This is a genomic window from Hominiventricola filiformis, assembly GCF_020686965.1.
GTDB classification, from domain to species: Bacteria; Bacillota; Clostridia; order Lachnospirales; family Lachnospiraceae; genus Hominiventricola; species Hominiventricola filiformis.
Window position 1 is genome coordinate 1 of sequence record NZ_JAJEPS010000009.1, and the last position, 19,661, is coordinate 19,661.

Genomic DNA, 19,661 nt, shown 5'->3' on the forward strand with positions numbered 1-19,661 from the left:
TAACAGTTACCTCATAGATATACTTGTCGTCTTTCGTCAGTTTGAAGCTATAATCAGTACCATAGGTTGCAGAATTAGCTGCCGTTACATCAGCTTTACCGTCACCCTCTACAGTAACTGTGTAAGTCTTCGGAGTCTTGGATGCTGCTTTGATATTCAGATTTCCGGTAACATTTTTAATTGTGAAAGTGCCGTCTCCATTATCCGTCGGAGTTACCGCATCTTCGCCCATCTTTGCATCAAATGTATAATCATAATGCGGATCTTTTGCAGTGAAGGTGTAATCAGCACCCGGCATTACGGTAGATTCTCCCTCGAAATTCTCATCCAAAGTAACCTGATATCCGCCAACAGAAACGGTTACTTTTGATGCTGCTGCAATCGTAGCATCCGGTGCATCATGTACAGTAGCACTTTCGGACTTATCAATCTTTGCTGCAGTTACACTTACCTCTGCATCTCCGGATGCTTTTCCGGTAAAGGTGAGAACCAGGTTGTCCGTTCCACAGGTCTTGTCATCGCCATAACCTGCGATAGTCAGAGTACCATTTTCATCTTTTACAGTTGCATCTGTATTAATTGCTTTGTATGCCAGTTTTGCAGCATCATAAGCTACATTAATGAAGTATGCATTGTAAGCAGTTTCGTTATCATTGGTCACAGTCAGAGTTACAGTCGCATCCTCACCGATATTAATCTTGCTGTCCTCGCCTGCAGAAATGGTGTACGCCTCAGTTACCGGCACATCCGGTTCATCCGGGCCTTCAGAAGTCTGCCATGCAAGAACCGGATAACCATTATTGATCTTTCCAAGATCCTTCTTGAATCCATCTCCCAGAGCAGCAAGAATATCTGCTGATTTCAGTTCTTCCTCAGTTTTTGCTACAGCTGCAGTTTTACTTGCGCGAAAACCAGATTTAATTCCTGCGCTTGCTGAAGTATCCAGATAATACAGATTCGTTGCTGTAACAATCTGTGTATGATATCCTCCAATCGCGCCCACATATACAGAACTTCCGGTTGCTTCACAGTTTATCGTACCTACATTGTAACAGTTTTCAATCTCATTAGAAATTGCCGGTGAAATTATGCTTGATGTAGAACCGCTATTTTTTGCTGCAATTCCTGCAACATAATCACTACTAGCACCACCGTTGATTGTTCCTGCATTATAACAGTTTCTAATAATTCCAGCCCAGCTTCCGGATCTCTCTGCAGACGTACTGTAAGAATATTCAAATTTATATGCAATTCCTCCTGCACCTTTTAATCCAGAGATCGTTGCAAGATTAGCAGAGTCTTCAATCGTAGTTCCCGCACCATAACAGGTAATACCGCCTGCTTGTCCATACAGAGAAGTAACATTTCCGGTATTGATACAGTTTTTAACGGTCACATTACTGCCAGTGCTTTCGAAAACTCCACCTGTAGCAGAACCACCTGTAATTGTTCCTCTGTTTTCACAGTTGCTGATCACAGTATCCGTAATATTGGAGTTATCACTGTAATAAGAAGAATATACCACAACGCCTGCAGCATTTCCCTTCGCATAAGAATTCGGATCATTCTCCACAGTAATATCTACATCATTGATAATATGATCAATGTTGCTTCCCTTTGCAGAACCAATTACACCACCTGCATAATATCTGGACATAGATGCCGTCTGATACTGCATGTCAACCACGAGCTGGCCATCTACTGTCAGATTTTTTACATTAGCACCGGTCACATATCCAAACAGTCCCATACTGGTAGTTCTGTCCGTTCTGATGGCCGCCTTATTCTTATAATAGAATCCGCTAATGGTATGACCATCGCCATCAAAGGTTCCTGAATAACCTGCTAATGATGGAATCGTGCCACCCATTTCATAACCTTCCCAGTTCTGATCATTCAGATCGATATCTGCAGTCAGCTTACCAGAAATTCCATGTGTCGTGCTTCCTTGTGTCTTTTTAGCAAACCATGCTAATTCCTCCGCTGTACCAATCTGGTAGACACCGCCCACCGCTTTCGGTGCTGTTTGAGTAGTTCCATCCCAGGTTCCAGTGCCTTCTGCTCTGACACTCACTGGTATAACGCTTAAGGACACCATCAGTGCCAGAACAAATGAAAAAATTTTCTTTTTCACTTTTTTCTTTCCCTCTCTTTATTTTTTATTACAATCCGCCTTCCGTGGAATGTTTTCTTGATGTACACCAAACAAAAAAAACGACTGCAGATCTCTCTGCAGCCGTCCTACTGTTCGCCTTAAAAATAATGAAAATATAATTGTAATTTGTGTCCTTCACAGCAGATATCTGAGTTATGCCCATTCTTCCGTCGGACAATCACAGCGACGCATTCCTCCCTGAATCTCACAGGGTTCTCTTTTCCTGCCTGTCACCTTTTCCAAAGGTAACGCAGACTGTAAAGTTTATTTATGATTGTTTCTTTTTCCGATACCATACAGCACCACCTGCGGCAGCTGCCAGAACTACGATGACAATAATGATTCCATACTGTCCTGTCTGTGACTCGGTCTGCGGTTCACCCTCTGCCCATTTTGCGTAAAGGGTCATGTTTCCTTTCACTGTATCTTCCGCAAAGTCCCATTCATTGTTCAGATCCATATCGGTACACCATGCTTCCAGATAATAGCCTTCCCGTACTGGATCCTCCGGTTTCTGCAGCTTCTCTCCCAGCACCGCCGTCACATCATCCACCGCGCTTCCGCCATTGGTTTCATAGTGAACCTTGCAGTCTGTGCTGACAACGACCGTCACATCTTTGGTCTCTGACGGATAAGAACCGGAACCATCCTGATAGGATACCAGGCAGTCTTCATTAGAAATCGTGGAGCTTCCTTCCGTTCCAGTGACTTTCAACTGAAAGGTTCCAATCAAAATGCTGGGCTGCCAGCTATCACCGCCGCTCATGGAAACATAGTTCATATAGAACTTTCTCATGTTATCTCTCATGGCAAGATCTCTGGTCTCAATACCGTTGGTCACCAATGCACTTCCATCTACCAATTCAAAAAAATTACTGTCATAAGCAATCTCATCCTGCATGGCATACATGGTATATGCTTCCTCTGCATCTGTCCGCTTCAGGGTAAAGGAAACCGTAATCACATCGCCGGGATTCACATTGACCGTATCTTTTCCATCTACTTCCAGCTGGAAAAGAAAACTTTCCTCGTCTCCTTCCGCTGCTGCAGCCGTACTTTCCTCCGTGGAATCTGTTTCGTCCACACTTGCTGCATACACCGGCAGCATACTTCCCGCAAAAACAGTAAATGCTGTCAAAAATGCACCTACTTTTGCTATTGTTTTACTCTTCATAGTTCCTCCCAAGATAAGTTTTTCTATTGCCGTTCCTATACGACAAAAAAAACAGCTGCAGAATACTCTGCAGCCGTCTGTCTTACTGTCCGTCATAAAAATGAAAATCAGTTCAATTGTAACCAAAGTACTTTACAGCAGATGTCTGAGTTATGTTCGACACACTTTATCGAACAATTACAGCGACGCATTCCTCCCTGAATCTCACAGGGTTGTCTTTTCCTGTCCATTGTTTTCATCAAAACAACGCAGACTGTAACGTACAGTTTCACTATAGCACATTCTTATTTTTTTGACAATCCATTAACAAAATTTTTCCCTGATCCAAATATTTTCCCAGTTCTTCCCTGCTCCTTGTAATATATTCATAGGTCACATACAACGGCTGTATCCGCCTGACTTTTGCAGCTAAATGGATATAAAAAACCCGCCAAACCTAGTAAATACAGGGCTTAAGGAAATGTGCTTCGATATGTTCTTTTGTCCAGACATACAAAGGAAAAATTACCTTTATAATCAGATTCACAACAAAAATATCGCGGACACCAATTGGCATCCGCGATATTTTTGTCACTACTTATTTCTCTTGATCATCTCCTGTACTGCCTGGCTTGCATCCAGTACATTGACCTTGCGGTCATTGTTCACATCTGCATTCAGGAATTTTTCCATGGTAGCCATGTCAAAATTCTCATACATAGCATTGTACATATTGTAGATGAGCTGGACATCATTGATACCCACTGTTCCAGTACCGTTCACGTCATAGTCATATGCGAGGGTCTGCTTTGTTCCTGCAGCTTCCTGTACCTTACCAGCTGCTTCTGCCTCTACTTCACTCTGGCTCTTATCAGAGATCAGCAGATATGCATATGCCTGGTAGTTCGTGGACCAGTACATGCTGTGCGTGTCATAGGTCAGGATATTTCCATCGTCCACTGCACCAGAAGCCGTTACCAACCAGATCGCCTTCTCGTCTCCCAGATCCAGATACTTGCTGACCGTCTGTGTAATAATACCTTTCCGCTCAGCGGTAACGTTCAGTTCTTCACCAGTCACTTTCGAAGCCGGGATCTTGTAGGTCTTGCCGTCTGCCTCCGGAGTCAGGACTGTTCCGTCTGCCAGCTTCAGGGTGTATTCATACACATCCGTTGCTGTCATCTCAAAGGTAAATTCCTGATTTCTCATGGCCAGCTGAGTTGTTCCGCCGGTCACGTTACCAGAGCCATTGCCTGTGAAGTTGATCTTTGTTCTGGTAGACATGTCTACCTCTTTGCTCACAGTGATCTGGATATCACCAGTCACATTGATTCCTGCGATGGTATAGGTCTTCTGGTCTGCATCCATACTTACCGGGCAGTCTTCCCCATTTTTCTTCACGGTCACAAGGTAGGTGTAACCATATTTCTTATCTACCGTAAAGGTGTAATCCTGAAGATAAGTAGCCGATCCTGCTGCTGTCAGATCTTCTTTTCCGGTTCCATCTGTGGTTATCGTATAGGTCTTCGGTGTTCTGGTTGCTGTCACATTCAGATCGCCGGTTACATTGCCGATGTTGTAATAAATCTCTCCATTGGTATCCGTCTTCTTCTCAGCCGTCACGTTCTGTCCATTCATCTGAGCCGTGATCTCATAATCATAATGCTGGTCGTTCAGATTGATCCGGTAATCCGTTCCGTCTTTTACCGTGGAGTCACCATGGATCTCTCCTACCAGAGTCACTCTATGGATATTTTCCACCGTCACTTTACAGGAATCATTCAGAATCTGTGCATTCGGAGCATCTGCGGTGGTGGCATGTTCGCTCTTATCGATCTTTGCTGCTGTGACAGTGATATTACTCTCACCTGCTGCGTTTCCGGTAAATGTCAATAAGATACTATCGATGCCAACGGTACGGTCTTCTCCATAGCCAGTGATCCTCAGTGTTCCAGATCCATCGTCTGTCACCTTCAGATTGGAAACATTGGCATCATTGATTCCCTTATAAGTCAGTACCGCAGGATCATAGGTCACTGTCAGATCATACGCATTGTAAGTGATCTCATCCTTACTCTTAACTGTGATCACTGCCTGTACATCATCTCCAATCGGAAGGCTTGCACTGCCTCCTGATACAGAGAGTGCATATCCTTGATCCGGAAGCTGCTCTGCCCCTGGCTGTACCATCACTTTACAGATGGCCGGAGCACTCACATCCGTTCCTTCCACCATCAGATACTGGGTTCCTGCATCTGGGAATCTGCAGATAATGCTTCCATCATCTCTTGTCGTACCCATCTCGGTCCACTGCTCTTTTGGTAATGACGGGTCTGTTGTATAGTACACCTTTGCACCGGCAACCGTCATATCTGTCGGCTCACCTGTGTTCATATTCGCCCAGCCACGGCGAAGCACTACTTTCCTAGGTTCGCTTGCTGTCATCTCCATCTGCTCTGCTGCCGTACCGTCTGTCAAAGTGAAATACGGGAATCCGGCATTGGCATCTTTGTAGAAATTATTATTACTGTACATAGCAACATCAATTACATCCCCATCTTCCAGGGTCATATAATCTGCCGTAGCACCCATACCCGGCTTCATCAGCGGATACTGATGATTCAGGAAATAGGTCAGGTTTTCACCGTGTCCCCAGAATTTCTGGAAATACATATGACTGAATCCACCTGTAACTGTCATTGCAGAAGAATTGTTCGTCACTCTTGATCCATCACTCAGATAATATTTTTCCAGCATCTGGATCATCAGATGCAGTACAGTCGGCTGCTCCACCGGTGCGCCATTTTCAGTTATCATATACTTCTGCAGATCATATGCAGAGAGGTCAAAATATTCCACATCCACCGGAACCATTGCAAGTAATGTGCTGTCTGCATCATTTCCAGTTACATACTTTCCATCAAGTGAAAGTGAAAAATACACGGTCTTTTTGTTCTGTTCTCCAGTTGACGGACGAATCAGTGTCCAGTGCGCATAGAGAACGGTATCTGCGTTGAATTTCGTCTCAGTTGTAATGGCTTCTCCACCATCTTTTTCTGTAAACCAGCCGTCAAACTTATAATTCCATCGATATGGAGTCGGAAGTTCATTGAGAGAACCATTCACTGCTACATTCACATCTGTGATATCACAGTCGCCGCCGTTCGCATTAAATGTAACCTGGAATCCATCTACTTCCCATGTCAGGATCGGATATCCGTTGTTCTTATTCTGCGTGTCTTTTGTATAACAGGTCACATATGCATCCGCATTCAGTTCCGATACGAAGGACTCTTTCTTCATATCCTCTGCGCTCCGCATCTTCGCACCATTTGCCTGATATGCCGCAGAGAGCGGTCCCTGATAGAAGCTTCCCTTCTTGATCGTGATATAATCATCTCCGCCAAAGCTTCCCACTGCGCCGCCACAATGCATACCACTACTTACTGATCCCACATTATAACAGCCCAGCGGCATGGATGCCACATAGACATTACCTGCGATTCCACCGATATAATCTGCTCCCTTAACCTCTCCGGTATTATAAGAGGCAATCAGTTCTGCGTAGTTCTGATGGGCTCCGACAATTCCTCCAACCTGTTCTGCCTTATCATTTCCAACTGTTCCTGTATTACGGCAATAACGGATATTTCCATAAGAGTTCGCTCCGGCGATTCCACCGATCAACTCTTTTCCACTAACTGCCGCCGTATTGCTGCAGCGCTCCACATTGTTATGGAGACCCACACAGCCCACGATTCCTCCAACCTGGATATTGCCGCTGACACTTCCTGAAAAGCTGCAGTCTGTGATGCTTGAAGCTTTCTCTACATCTTCCATAGCACCGGCAATTCCACCGGTCTGGGATACATCACCGGTAACTGTGACAGTACCTGACAGATTCAGGCTCTTAACTTTTCCTCCGCCTGCGATCAATCCGAAGAATCCGGTCTCATCTTTCGTAGATGTGATCTTCAGATTCGTAATATGTTTTCCATTGCCATCAAAGGTACCTGCATATGCATGACCACTACGGCCAATGGGATACCAGTTGTCTGTAGTAAGTTTAATATCGTTCAGCAGCTTACCGCTGATCGCCGTATTGCCTCCATTCACCTCGCTGGCAAACCAATGCAGTTCCTTCTCAGTCCCGATCATGTAGACACCGCCTACATTGGCAGGCTCAGTGCACTGAGCACTTTCCCACATATCTGCATCTGCTGCTGTGGTGACTGTCTTTGTGGAGGCCTCGAGCATACCTGCCACTTGATCGCTGGTAACGCGCACAGTCAGGACTTTACCCTGATCTGCCGCTGTCACGGTATAAGTCTCGCCGGTCGCTCCTTCGATCGGGGTCTTGCCCTCCTGATACCACTGATATTTTACAGGTACGCTGTCAGAAGATTTGAATACTGCTGTCAGTGTTCTTCCGACTACCGGTGCTCCTTCGATCTTCAGAGAACCAGTCAGACCTTTCACTGCACTTTCTGTCTCTGCCTTCAGCACTCCTGATGCATCTGCACAGAGTGCTTTGACCCGAAGCTTTCTTCCTGCCATATTCTGCGGAATCTTGTACTCCGGTTTCTCTGTGATCGCCAGAACTACATCATCGTTTTCATCATAGCTGTAGTACCAGATATAGATCAGACCAGTCTGATCTCCGGTGTACTGAGCAGTCACTGTCGCCTCTACTTCAGCAGTTCCATTGATGGAAAGGGTTCCACTGATGGCTTCTTTACTGCCAAGACGTGTGAGCACCTCGGTCATCTGATTTTTTGCCTGGGCAAGTTCTGATTCAGAGCTTACCTGATTGTCGGTCGGATAACCATCATCTTCAAAGTCTCCGCCGGTCACATCTCCGATGTTGTACAGATTGCTCTTCTCAGCTTTCGTAACATTCAGTCCGAGGGTACCGCCTACACAGCCGCCCATGCTTTCCACACTGCCACTGTTGTACAGCTTGTCAACTTTTCCGTTATTACGTCCTACACAACCACCGGCGTAACTGCGCATGGTGGCGTCTGTATTGATAATATGACCGCTATTTGCCACATTTTCGATCAATGCTGCGGCAAAATTTTCTCCATATCCATCATTATTTCCAGCGATGCCGCCCGCCATATATCCGGTTGCACGGATCATACCTGTATTGATGCAGCCGGAGATCTTTGCTGTACTGTTCTTCGATGCTGTGTTCTCTCCAGCAATTCCACCCACATACTGGGCACCGCTGACTGCACCCTGGTTGGTACAGCTGGTAATGATTCCGTTATTTTCTCCGGTAATACCGGCTGTATAATTTCCACCAGTTACTGCTGCATCAGCAATACAGTTCTCAATGGTTCCCTGATTCTGAGACGCAATGGCTGCTGCACAGTCTCCGCTGATCACTTTTCCGGTTACTTTCAGGTTCTTGATCGTACCTTTATTCCATGCAAAGAGACCTGCTTCACCATTGGTCTTGCAGTACAGGTTCTTCACTGTATAGCCTGCACCATCAAGGATTCCGGCAAATGCGCTGTCCGCCGTGGTTCCGCCGATCGGTGTCCATGCCTGGTGATTCAGATTTACATCAGCCTTCAACACACCTTGGATGTTTGTTGTCGCCTTTGCTGCATCTGCAAACCATTTCAGTTCAGCCGCTGTGGAGATCTGGTAGATGCCATTCTCCTGTGCAGGCGGTGTGGCTGTATGACCATCCCAGCCATCCGGATCTACGGCCGGCTGGTCCGGATCCGGTTCGTCGCTTCCCGCCTGCCACTTGAGGATCGGATAACCCTGATTACTATTCTCGCTATCTTCTGTAAACTTGTCTCCCAGGGTGGATGCCAGTGCTTTTAACTCTTCTGTTGTCTTCTTCTGTGCATCACCGGTCTGGATAGTACAGCTGTTAAGATTTCCTACCGTATTTAACTCACTCTGTAGAACGAAGACCTGATCTAAAGTCTTCTGTCCACTTGCCCATTCCAGCTTTCCTGCCACACTTCCTGCATTTGTCGCTGATGGCGTGATGCTGGTGTAAGTATTTTTTATAACTCCTGAGCGGAAATTTCCGGTCAGACCACCCGCTACACCGGTAGTAGCAGTTACAGCACCTGTATTGTAACAGTCACTGATAGTTCCACCATTATAAAGGTCGCCAACAAGTCCGCCAACAAGAGAAGCTCCTTTCACGGATCCGCTGTTATAGCATTCGGTCATGGCAGTCGTCTTGTTGGACTGAACTCTTCCCGTCACACCACCAGCTCTATTTGCTGTTGCTGTAACAGTGCCTGCATTGGAAGATGCTGTAATTGAGTTATCTACAGAACCTGCTACACCTCCAACATAATTGCTTCCCGTAACGGTTACACTGTCCGTCACATGGCAGTTCTCTATGTCATAGGCATTACCTGCAATCGCTCCTACATTATTTCCACGATAAGATCCGGACGCCTCGATCTTACTGTCCGTTATCGTAAGGTTGCTGATCTTACTGTCCGTTCCGGCATATCCGAACAATCCTACATAATTCGATGTATAACCTGATCCGGTCATAGAAACATAGAGACCGGAAATGGTATGTCCATCACCGTCAAATGTACCCGTATATTTAGCAGATGAACTGTAATCTTTATACCATCCGATCGGTGTCCATTTATAAAGCCCGGTTGCTTCTGCATTCACATCTTCATTGATCGTAATATCAGCCGTCAGCACTGCGGAGTCCGTCATCTGGGCATGTTTATCAAACCACATGAGTTCATCCGGGGAACCGATGAGATATGCTCCGCTTTCATTCTTCTGCGGCTCCGTATAATTCTCTCCGTCCCATGCAGTCTGCACCTCCAGGGTATATGCCTGGATCTGTACTGCCTGAGCCTCTACGGTAAAGCTTCCTTTGACAGATTTATACCCGGAACAGGAGATGACATAATTATAAGTTCCTGCCGGAAGTGCGTAGCTTCCATCTGCCTGTGCCTGCAGATTCTCACCCGGCCACTCCGGACAGGTCACTGTGATCACCGGTGTGATCGCTTTGCCATCAGCCGCAGTAATATCACCAAATGTCACCTTCTGCTTTGCAAGCTCTGTCATGGAGATATTCTGTGCATCCTTTGCTTTATCGCCAGTCACTGAGAAGCTGCCTGTCTTCTCTTCATATCCAAACGCTTTCAATGTATAGCTGTAAGGATTACCGGATTTGGGCAGGCGGTAGGTCCGTCCATCTGCCTCCGGAGTCCGTCCAGCCACCGTCAGTTCCGCATCTGCAGGAACCGTCGTAAATACCACATCATAGAGTGCTTCTTTTAATGCGACCGTGATTGTCTGTCCGCCATAAGCAACGGTAAAGCTGCCGGTCTCAGTCTGACATTCAGGAGCTGACACTTCATATGTATAGGTACCATTTTTCAGTGCGTAGCTTCCGTCCTCTTTCGGAGCGATCACCATATCGTTCTGTTTAACTATAAGCTTTGCCTCATCTGGAGTGACAGCAAATGTTACCGTATATTCTGCATTCGGATCCTGCCATCCGAGGATCGGATAGTTGTCCGTCTGAGAAATATAAGAACTACCCAGCAGTCCTGCCATATCAGATACTTTTAACTCATCTGCTGTCTTCGCAGTGATGCCTGACGCATCTGCATTGGCTCCATCACCGTTCAGTCCATCTGCGGATAAATAGTAGCAGTTTTGGGCTGTGATGAGATTGGTTGTTGTTCCAGAATAATTGTTCCCAGAGCTGCTTCCTATTACACCACCAAGGACAATGTCTGCAATTGTAGATTTATTTACAATTGTTCCTGCATTATAACAATTGGTCAGTATACTCCCACTATTGGAAGCGGAACAAGGATCTCCAACAACACCTCCAACTCCTTTTGTTGCTGTATCATTAAATGCACTGGTTGGTGTCTGGCTCTCTACTTTTCCCCAATTATAACAATCTGTTATCTTCGTATTGGATGACGCACAACCTCCTGCAATACCTCCCAGGGAATAGATACCCGTCACATCACCAGTATTAAAGCAGGACTGAACTGTACCAGCCGCACTTCCTACCACACCTCCGGTACGTTTGAGAGTACTGGTAATTTTTCCTGTATTTCCACTGCGTTCAATAGAAGAGGAACTGTTAATTGCACCTGCGATACCTCCCACGCAATAGCTATATCCACCTGGCTTACCAGTGTCCACAATCTCTGCACTGTTTATACAATTCTTTATCACTGTATTATTGGCTGTTCCAACAATGCCTCCCACATAATCTCCTGCACCGCTGACTGCTCCCTGATTCGTACAGCCACTAATACTGCTTCCTGTCGTACTTGTATATCCGACAATACCTGCAATATATCCTTTCTTTGTTGCCGTAACCGTTGCCTGATTCACACAGTTCTCTATGGTGACCGGAGATCCATAACCCACGATACCTGCCGCATATGCGGAAGATGTGGTTGATGTGGTCACACTTCCAGCCACCGTCAGGTCTTTGATCTCTCCGCCTTTTACATAGCCAAACAATCCCTGATAAGCAGTAGTGGCATTGATAGAAAGACCGGCGATCGTATGACCGTCACCATCAAAAGTACCGCCATATGCCACATAGTCCTTATAAGTATTGGTTGCTTTGCCGATTGGCTCCCAGTCGCCTTCCAGATTGCTTAAATCAATATCCTTTGTCAGTTTCGCACACAGCGTGGATGTTGATTTTTTCGTTAATGCATTGACCTCATCTCTGAACTCTATCAGATCCTGCGCAGTGGCGATCAGATACGGATCAGCTTTGGTTCCGCTTCCACTGGATGCCGGACTTGCCTGTACCGTTGCCGGCATAAGACTCAGCACCATCAGCAGTACCAAAAACATAGATGTAATACGCTTTTTCATCTCTTCCTCCTTGTTATATAGATTTCTGTCTCCCATTTATGTAATGGCACAAAAAAAGGATGCAAGTAAGTCTCCTTACCTGCACCCGTCTTATTGTGCTCTTAAAGAATATATAATTGTTATTCCAATGTTCCGCAGCAGATGTCTGAGTTACATGGTGCGAACATTTTATAAATTACTTTCCCATGTCCGTAACATGCTTACAGCGTCGTACCCCCCCCCGATTCTCACGGGATTCTCCTTTACCTGCTCTGTTAATACGCAGACTGCAAATCATTGTTACCAATATAACACATTCAGCCTGTGCAATCAAGAGGCTGAATGCTTTTTAATTGGACAATCAGAAAGAAAAAACTACATGCTCTTAACCAGCGAATCGGAAGCCAGACCCGTGTATGTCTGGACAAAAGAACATATCGAAGCACATTTCCTTAAGCCCTGTATTTACTGGGTTTGGCGGGTTTTTTATATCCATTTAGCTGCAAAAGTCAGGTTATAGCACATTCTTATTTTTTTGACAATCCATTAACAAAATTTTTCCCTGATCCAAATATTTTCCCAGTTCTTCCCTGCTCCTTGTAATATATTCATAGGTCACATACAACGGCTGTATCCGCTGTACCATGGCAGGTACCCCTTCTGCAGTAAAAGGTTCATGCTTATCAATTTTGAAAATATGTTCATATACCTTGCAGAACCGTTCCGACGGATCTTCCGGCAGTTCATGGCGGGTACTCAGCCACTCTTTGACATAATCTCCCGTCAGGGACTGCTGCAGGTGAATACCTTTGATATATGAAACCAGATCTCCATGCGCATCCAGCATCTGGTTCAAATAGTCCACGCCTTCTTCCTGAGTCTTCAGATCCAGATTGGTGTGCAGGAAATGTCCTGTATCCAGCATAAATCCTTTCTTCTCATAATGTACCCGTTCCAACAGATAACGGGTATCTTCCGGTGAAAGGAAGTTAAGTCCCGGCCACCATAAGTTCTCCATGAGAAACCAGAAGTCGTAATCCTGTCCCTCCAGAAGTTCATTGATAAAGGATGCCGCTGCGGTCAACACTTCCCGGTCTTCATGCTGCATGACGTATGTAAATCCTTCCTCGTCATTGACCTGCACCACATGAAAAACCACATACTCTGCTCCCATCCATTTCGCATAGTCCAGATCCTTCCGGTAATGGCGGATCAATTCTTCCCGGTCTTTGTCCATCCAGTCTCCCAGGCAGCAGCAATGCACGCCACGCACCATGGACGACCGAATCAGGCTACACTCTTCCGGTGGTATGGGGTGTTCCAGATCTGCCGGATCATAATTGTCTAACGGCATGACCTCCAGTCCGTCACACCCATGGCTTTTATAAAAGCTCTTCAGATCATCTGCAGAAAAAAATCTGCATACATCGTCATAAGACGTTGTTATGTTCATCTGAAATTTCACTGCGCCTTCCACCTTTCCTGTTACTCATGCGTATCCATCCACTCCTGTGCTCCCGGCATATCTGCATCGAGATCCAGGCCCAGATCACAGGTATAATCCCAGCGGACCACATCTCCATCGGCCAGCTTGCACTTGCCACATCCCATATTCTGGTATTCACCATTGACGCTATACATCCAGCCACTCCAACGGCCTCCGTCAAATTCATACAGGTTTCCGATTCCTTCAATGTACTCTGTCCCTTTTCCCCCATTATATTCCATCTGAATACCTTCCTCATCACGGATTTTACAGAGCAGGTCAAAAACAGTGTCTCCTTCCTGTACTTCCACTTCCGTATCCGGCAGGATCACCCCATCTTCCGGCAGAATGCCTTTCCATTTCTTCTGTTCACAAAGTCCTTTTGCTACTGCGTTATCGCAGCGAATGGATATCTGTACCCTATAAGTCTCTCCGCTGTTTCCTCCATATCCGCATCCCGTCATGAGAAAACAAAGCAAAACTGCCAGCAACAGCTGTTTTATTTTTTTCCCCATACATACTCCTCTCCATCCAGACCAAATTTGCGTTTGATTCTACTTAACTTTCTCACCCAAGGTTCTGCCGCCACCCAGAGCACTAATGCCGTGCAGATACCATGGCTGATATCAAACCATGCGCTGGACAGATAAGCAGCAGCCACTGCCTGCAGACTGAACGGACGCACATACCCCAGAATATACTGGAGGTTCATAATCCAGCCGTACAAAACGCTGAAGAGAAATCCAGCCACGCACAGCAATATCGGCTTTTTTCTCTTTCCTTCTTCATCAGTAACCGCCTGTCCCACCGTTCCAAAGATTCCGGTCCGGTACAAGGTTCCGGTCAAAAATCCCACGATTCCCCAGCTAAACATCTGCCAGGGCGTCCAGGGTCCCTGTCCAAAAAGGAAATTGCTCAAAAGAGCTGCCAGCGCTCCGGTCAGATACCCCGCCTCCGGACCAAAGGCAATCCCCGTAATCATGACAATAGCTGTCACTGGCTTAAAATTTGGCAGCGGCACAATGGAAAATGCCGTCCTCCCCACCACACACATGGCGGCCATCAGCGCAATGGGCACCAGGTCCCTGGCTTGGGCTTTTCTGCGGTCAAACATCAGATAAAATGGTAACAGAGATAATACCAGAAATACCGCTGCCATCAGAAGGTCTGAATTCTGAATCAGTGTATCTTGCAGATTCCATTCCTTAGAATCATGAAGTCGCGGCCTATGTTCCATAAACCAGCTGTAAAACACCAGAAGCAGTGGAAGCAGAAAGGTAATTCCCCATGCGGCAATTCTGCTTCTCTTTTTCCTTATTCTGCATTCTGACATGCTGCGATCACCTCCCCGCAGGTAATGACTTTTTCAATCCGATCCCCGGCAATCAATCCGGCTGCCGTCGTATAAAATCGGTTGCCAGAGAAAAACCCATGAGGTTCATCTTCCGATATGAGTTGTCCATCAAATAAAAGTCCACACCGGTCTGCATAGGATGCTGCAAATTCCAGATCATGAGTCACCATAAGAATGGACAATTTCTGATCCGCAAGCTTTCTGAGCATTTCCGCCAGCGACTGCTTCAGATACGCATCCAGTCCTTTGGTAGGTTCGTCCATGAGAAGAATATCGGCCCGCTGCAAAAGCAGCTTTCCTACCGCTGCCCGCTGCATCTCCCCACCGCTTAAATCATAGGGATGAGAAAACTTCTTTCCATCCAGTTCCAGAAAAGCTGCCATCTCTTCTGCTTTCTGTCTAGCAGCCTCCTCCTTCCAGCCTGCCACCGCACTTTCCAGAAATTCCTCCCAGACCGTATCATAGTGAAATAATGCCTGGGGACTCTGAGGCAGCATGGCGAGCCGCATGCCTTCTGAAGTCTTTACTTTTCCCCTCTGCGGACGTAATAATCCGGCAGCCAACTTCAGAAAAGTACTTTTTCCGGCTCCATTGCCGCCCAGCAGTGTAAATATTTCGCCTTTTTTTAACTGAAAATCCATGCTGCGCAGAATATCCGGCGCATTTTTCTCATAACGGAACCAAAGTTCCTTTGCTTCTATGACATTTTGCTCTGTGTTATCTTTTTTCTCTTTCTCCAATTTTCTGATCACATACTGACCGTCTGTCCGTAACTCTGCAAGGGCATTTCTCGCATCCCGGATATTCAGCGGAAGTTTTTTCCCCTCCGGGTATATGCCCTGCTTTCTCAATTCACCGAAGATTCGCACCGCCCCCGGAAGTCCGTAGTAGATTCTGGAGCTGTCCGGATCCTGCTGTAAATGTTCTGCAATCCGTTCCGGTGTATCTTTCCACAGTATTTTTCCTCTTTTCATTAACAGGATCTGATCTGCGGTCTGAAACACCTCTTCCAGCCGATGCTCACAGATCAGCACCGCCACCCCCAGTTCCCGGTTAATCCGCCGTACCATTCCCAGCAAATTTGCCGCCGCCAGCGGATCCAGCATACTGGTAGGTTCATCCAGAATCAATAGTTTCGGATCCATGGCCATAACTGCCGCCAGATTCAGCATCTGTTTCTGGCCTCCTGACAGCTGACAGGTCTTCTTGTGAAACCATTCCTCCATTCCGAAAAAACTGGCCATCTCACTGACCCGCCGCCTGATATCCTGCACTGGAAGTGCCATATTTTCCAGACCAAATGCCAGTTCATGCCATACATAGTCTGTGACAATCTGATTATCCGGATTCTGCTGCACGAATCCTATTTTAAATGCACTTTGTTCCGCATTAAGCTGCTGCACTGGTTTATCTTTATAATATACCGTACCTTCTCCCTGTCCGACAGGTCGAAGCTCTGATTTTATCATTCTGAGGAGCGTGGTCTTTCCGCAGCCCGACTCTCCGCATACAACCACATATTCTCCCTTTTCTATTGAAAAAGAAAGCGCCTCTAATGCGTTCGTTTCCGCATCCGGATAGCGGAAGCTTACAGATTCAAATCGTAAGAGCGCCATAACAATTCCTCCTTCCATTCCATCAGTCCCGGCAGCCACATGAATGCCATAAATACCAGATAAAATAAAATATCCCCTGCACCATTCACAATGCTGTCCATTCTTGGATAAAATTCCATGGTTCCATAGCCAAGACAACGCCCCGCAATGCAGCTTCCTCCTAAAAGCAATAAAAGCAGCATAAATTTTCGGTCTCCGGATTCAAACCGGAACAGATGAAAGGTTGTCCTTCTCCGAAGCCCATATCCTCTGGCTTTCATAGAGTCTACCTGCTCCACCGTATTCTCAAGGCTCCATCCCAATAGTGTTGATACATGACGGATGGCCTTTCGTATCTTTTCCATATGCCCCGGTTTATCCGGATACAGCATCTCCTGTCCTTCCCGGATCTGCTGCAACTCCTGTTCCAGCTTCGGCACCAGATTCAGTGCCATGGAAATCAACAATGCAGTTCCAGGTGCCGCCTTTCCAAACAGATAGAGAAATTTATCACTGGTGATCACTTCCTGATAACATCCAAACCATAAAATCAGCGCAGCCAAAGACAGTCCCGCCGTGATTCCATAACACAACGCTTCCAGAGTCACCCATTGGTTCATGATTTTCACAAGTCTTGTCACACCTCTGTGATTCAAAAGCGGGTTTGCAAATGCAATCAGCAAAAGCATTGGCAAAAGATAGCGAAGGCGCTTCCATACCTTTCCTCCTTCCGTACAATGCAGAAAAAAAACTGCTCCGGCTAAAGCTTCCACCATGGCAACGGGGGTCTGGCAGACCAATACCAGAATGATAGCTATTGCAAAATAGGAAAAACTGCAGATCGGATGAAGATTTTTAAAACCGCTCATACTTCTTTTTCTCCTTTTTCTTAAAAATAAAAAAGGAAACAGCAGCTGTTTCCCCATTACAGCCGTGTTTCCTGAAAATATAGATTTTTTAATTATCCGATGTCGGCGGAGATGACGTCTTTTCCTCTGTTTCGGAAGAAGTACTGCTGTCATCCGGTGTCTGCGTCTCTGTTGAAACACTTCCAGAATTGTCTGGTGTCTCGGTTGAAGTGTTTCCGGAATTATCCGGTTCAGGTTCAGGCGAAGGTGTCGGAATCGGTGTTACATCTGGGGTTTTATTATCCGAATCTTTCTCTGAAGAGTCATCTTTCTTGGTATCATCATCTTCTATATCTTCGCTTTCATCCTCATCGTCGTCATCGTCATCATTTGACGTATTATTATTGCTGGAGGAACCTGTTGTATAGCTGGTCCAGTAATAATAGAAAATATGGTCTTTAATAATCCAGTAGGGCACACCGCCGTTCTGCAGGTTCGTTACCAGAGATGGTACCGGTGCCCAGGTACGGAAGAACAAGGACTCTCCCACGTTGCTGGTTCCATTCACTACCGCCCGTGCCGCATTCCAGCAGGACTGGGTGACAATGTTCGGAATATCATCATCCTGCTCCGCTTTCAGCACCAGATCAAAACGCCCTGACCCCACCGGCTCGAATTGTTTCGACTGACGGAGTACCCCTTCCAGCGTATTAGGGAATCGCGAGCTTCGAATCCGGTTCATAATGACATAACCCACTGCCAGCTGACCATCTGTTCCCTGATTGCCCGCCTCACAGTAAATAATTGTGGCAAGCATCATGATCTCATAATCACTCAGGGAAACACTTCCACCGGAGATTCCTGAATCTGCCTGCTGAATATTGCCAGAGGTGTTCATGGATGCTGCCGCCTGCTGCGCTGCCCTGATACGAGCCGCTGCCTCTTCCTGGGCCGCTTTGGCAATCAACTGATTAAGGAGATCCGTCTTTTCCTTAATGAACTCTGCCATGTCCGTGATCTCGCCCTCTTTCTGGGCAAGGAGTTTCTCATATTCACTCAGTTTGGAACCTGTAGCTGCCTGCTGGTCTGCCACCTGCTGTTTCTTCTTCTCAGTCTCTGTCTTCAAAAGTTCCAGCGCATCCTGCTCATCCTGCAATTTTGCATACTGGTCATCCAGATCCGCTTTGGACACTTTATAATTCTCCAGCATATTCCGGTCGTACTGATTGACGCTGACCGTATATTCCACCTGGTTCAGAAGTCCGGTGAGTCCACCCGTAAGAGCCGCCGTGATAATGTTCTGCACCGCCGTCTGGTCATTTTCATACATGTACTGGATACGGGTTTTCATATCCTCGTACTGCTTGTCCAGATCCGCCTGCGCCTCTTCGATCCGCCCCTCCATGGAGCTGACCTGGCTCTCCTTATCTGTAATCTGCTGATCCAGTTCTGCCACCTGCTCATTCAGGCTTTTAGACTGATTATCCAGCTCCTTCAGATAATTTTCCATCTCGGACTTGGCGTTATTCAGTTTATTCTGTTCCTGCTCCGTCTTTTTCTTCTCTTCCTCTGCTTCGCTTTTCTCCTGCTTGACCTTGTCAATCTTGTCCTGCGTATCCTTGCTGGCCGCCAGTGCGGTGCAAGAAGAAAAGCCAAGGCAAAGCGCCAGCGTAAGACAAAGCAGTCTTCCCGCCAGACTCTTCCGTTTCTTTCCTGTCATTTCTTAATCCCAGTCGTATTTCGTAAGTGTTCCTGTCATCTGCATGTTCGCAAAATTCTGCTGCCGCAGCGCTTCATAGAGCACAATCGCTACGGAATTAGACAGATTCAGCGAACGAATACTTGGATTCATGGGAATACGGATGGAATTCTCCTTATTTTCGTGAAGAATTTCTTCCGGAATCCCCGCACTTTCTTTTCCGAACATAATGTAGCAGTCTGGCTCAAAATGAGCCTCTGTATAGACATTGGGGCCTTTTGTAGTCGCCATATAGATCTTCGCCCCCGGATTTCGGTTCAGAAAATCCTCATAATCCATATACGTAGTCACATCCAGATCTTTCCAGTAATCCATACCGGCACGACGCAGATGTTTCTCGCTTAATTTGAATCCAAGCGGTTCAATCAGGTGAAGCCTTGTCCCGGTTGCCACGCAGGTTCTGCCGATATTTCCGGTATTGGCCGGAATCTCCGGTTCGTAAAGTACAATATTCAGCATCT

10 protein-coding genes are annotated in these 19,661 nt (G+C 46.4%); all 10 read right to left on the minus strand.

Annotation, left to right across the window (positions count from 1 at the left end; translation table 11 throughout):
- On the minus strand, positions 1-2,134 hold a 2,134-nt coding region (locus tag LKD36_RS09965), incomplete at its 3' end, for a hypothetical protein (protein ID WP_308459499.1).
- A gap of 289 nt (positions 2,135-2,423) precedes the next feature.
- Positions 2,424-3,329: an InlB B-repeat-containing protein gene (locus LKD36_RS09970; RefSeq protein WP_308459500.1), complete on the minus strand. Its 906-nt coding sequence runs from the start codon at positions 3,327-3,329 to the stop codon at positions 2,424-2,426.
- Positions 3,330-3,902: 573 nt separating this feature from the next.
- Positions 3,903-12,179, minus strand: coding sequence for an InlB B-repeat-containing protein (locus tag LKD36_RS09975; protein WP_308459501.1), 8,277 nt, complete (start codon positions 12,177-12,179; stop codon positions 3,903-3,905).
- A 493-nt stretch (positions 12,180-12,672) separates the two neighbouring features.
- Complete coding sequence (locus LKD36_RS09980; protein WP_308459502.1) at positions 12,673-13,623, minus strand: TIM barrel protein; 951 nt, start codon at positions 13,621-13,623, stop codon at positions 12,673-12,675.
- Between the two features lie 20 nt (positions 13,624-13,643).
- Positions 13,644-14,159: a DUF4430 domain-containing protein gene (locus LKD36_RS09985; protein WP_118771159.1), complete on the minus strand. Its 516-nt coding sequence runs from the start codon at positions 14,157-14,159 to the stop codon at positions 13,644-13,646.
- Complete coding sequence (locus LKD36_RS09990; protein ID WP_308459503.1) at positions 14,144-14,977, minus strand: ECF transporter S component; 834 nt, start codon at positions 14,975-14,977, stop codon at positions 14,144-14,146. Before LKD36_RS09990 ends, LKD36_RS09985 begins: the two co-directional genes overlap by 16 nt.
- Positions 14,959-16,614, minus strand: coding sequence for an ABC transporter ATP-binding protein (locus LKD36_RS09995; protein WP_308459504.1), 1,656 nt, complete (start codon positions 16,612-16,614; stop codon positions 14,959-14,961). Before LKD36_RS09995 ends, LKD36_RS09990 begins: the two co-directional genes overlap by 19 nt.
- Positions 16,587-17,462, minus strand: a complete 876-nt coding sequence (locus LKD36_RS10000) for an energy-coupling factor transporter transmembrane component T (protein ID WP_308459505.1) — start codon at positions 17,460-17,462, stop codon at positions 16,587-16,589. Before LKD36_RS10000 ends, LKD36_RS09995 begins: the two co-directional genes overlap by 28 nt.
- A gap of 88 nt (positions 17,463-17,550) precedes the next feature.
- Entirely contained in the window at positions 17,551-19,161 is a 1,611-nt protein-coding gene (locus tag LKD36_RS10005; RefSeq protein ID WP_308459506.1) for a cell wall hydrolase, read from the minus strand.
- Between the two features lie 3 nt (positions 19,162-19,164).
- A complete protein-coding gene (gene trmL, locus LKD36_RS10010; protein ID WP_118771154.1) occupies positions 19,165-19,659 on the minus strand; it encodes a tRNA (uridine(34)/cytosine(34)/5-carboxymethylaminomethyluridine(34)-2'-O)-methyltransferase TrmL in 495 nt (164 codons plus the stop codon).
- Positions 19,660-19,661 lie beyond the last annotated feature (2 nt).

Excerpts from the sequence above, each read along its gene's own strand:
- LKD36_RS10000 (WP_308459505.1), bottom strand. The coding sequence starts at position 17,462 with ATGAGCGGTTTTAAAAATCTTCATCCGATCTGCAGTTTTTCCTATTTT.
- LKD36_RS10005 (WP_308459506.1), bottom strand. The coding sequence starts at position 19,161 with ATGACAGGAAAGAAACGGAAGAGTCTGGCGGGAAGACTGCTTTGTCTT.
- LKD36_RS09985 (WP_118771159.1), bottom strand. The coding sequence starts at position 14,159 with ATGGGGAAAAAAATAAAACAGCTGTTGCTGGCAGTTTTGCTTTGTTTT.
- LKD36_RS09970 (WP_308459500.1), bottom strand. The coding sequence starts at position 3,329 with ATGAAGAGTAAAACAATAGCAAAAGTAGGTGCATTTTTGACAGCATTT.
- trmL (WP_118771154.1), bottom strand. The coding sequence starts at position 19,659 with ATGCTGAATATTGTACTTTACGAACCGGAGATTCCGGCCAATACCGGA.
- LKD36_RS09975 (WP_308459501.1), bottom strand. The coding sequence starts at position 12,179 with ATGAAAAAGCGTATTACATCTATGTTTTTGGTACTGCTGATGGTGCTG.
- LKD36_RS09995 (WP_308459504.1), bottom strand. The coding sequence starts at position 16,614 with ATGGCGCTCTTACGATTTGAATCTGTAAGCTTCCGCTATCCGGATGCG.
- LKD36_RS09990 (WP_308459503.1), bottom strand. The coding sequence starts at position 14,977 with ATGTCAGAATGCAGAATAAGGAAAAAGAGAAGCAGAATTGCCGCATGG.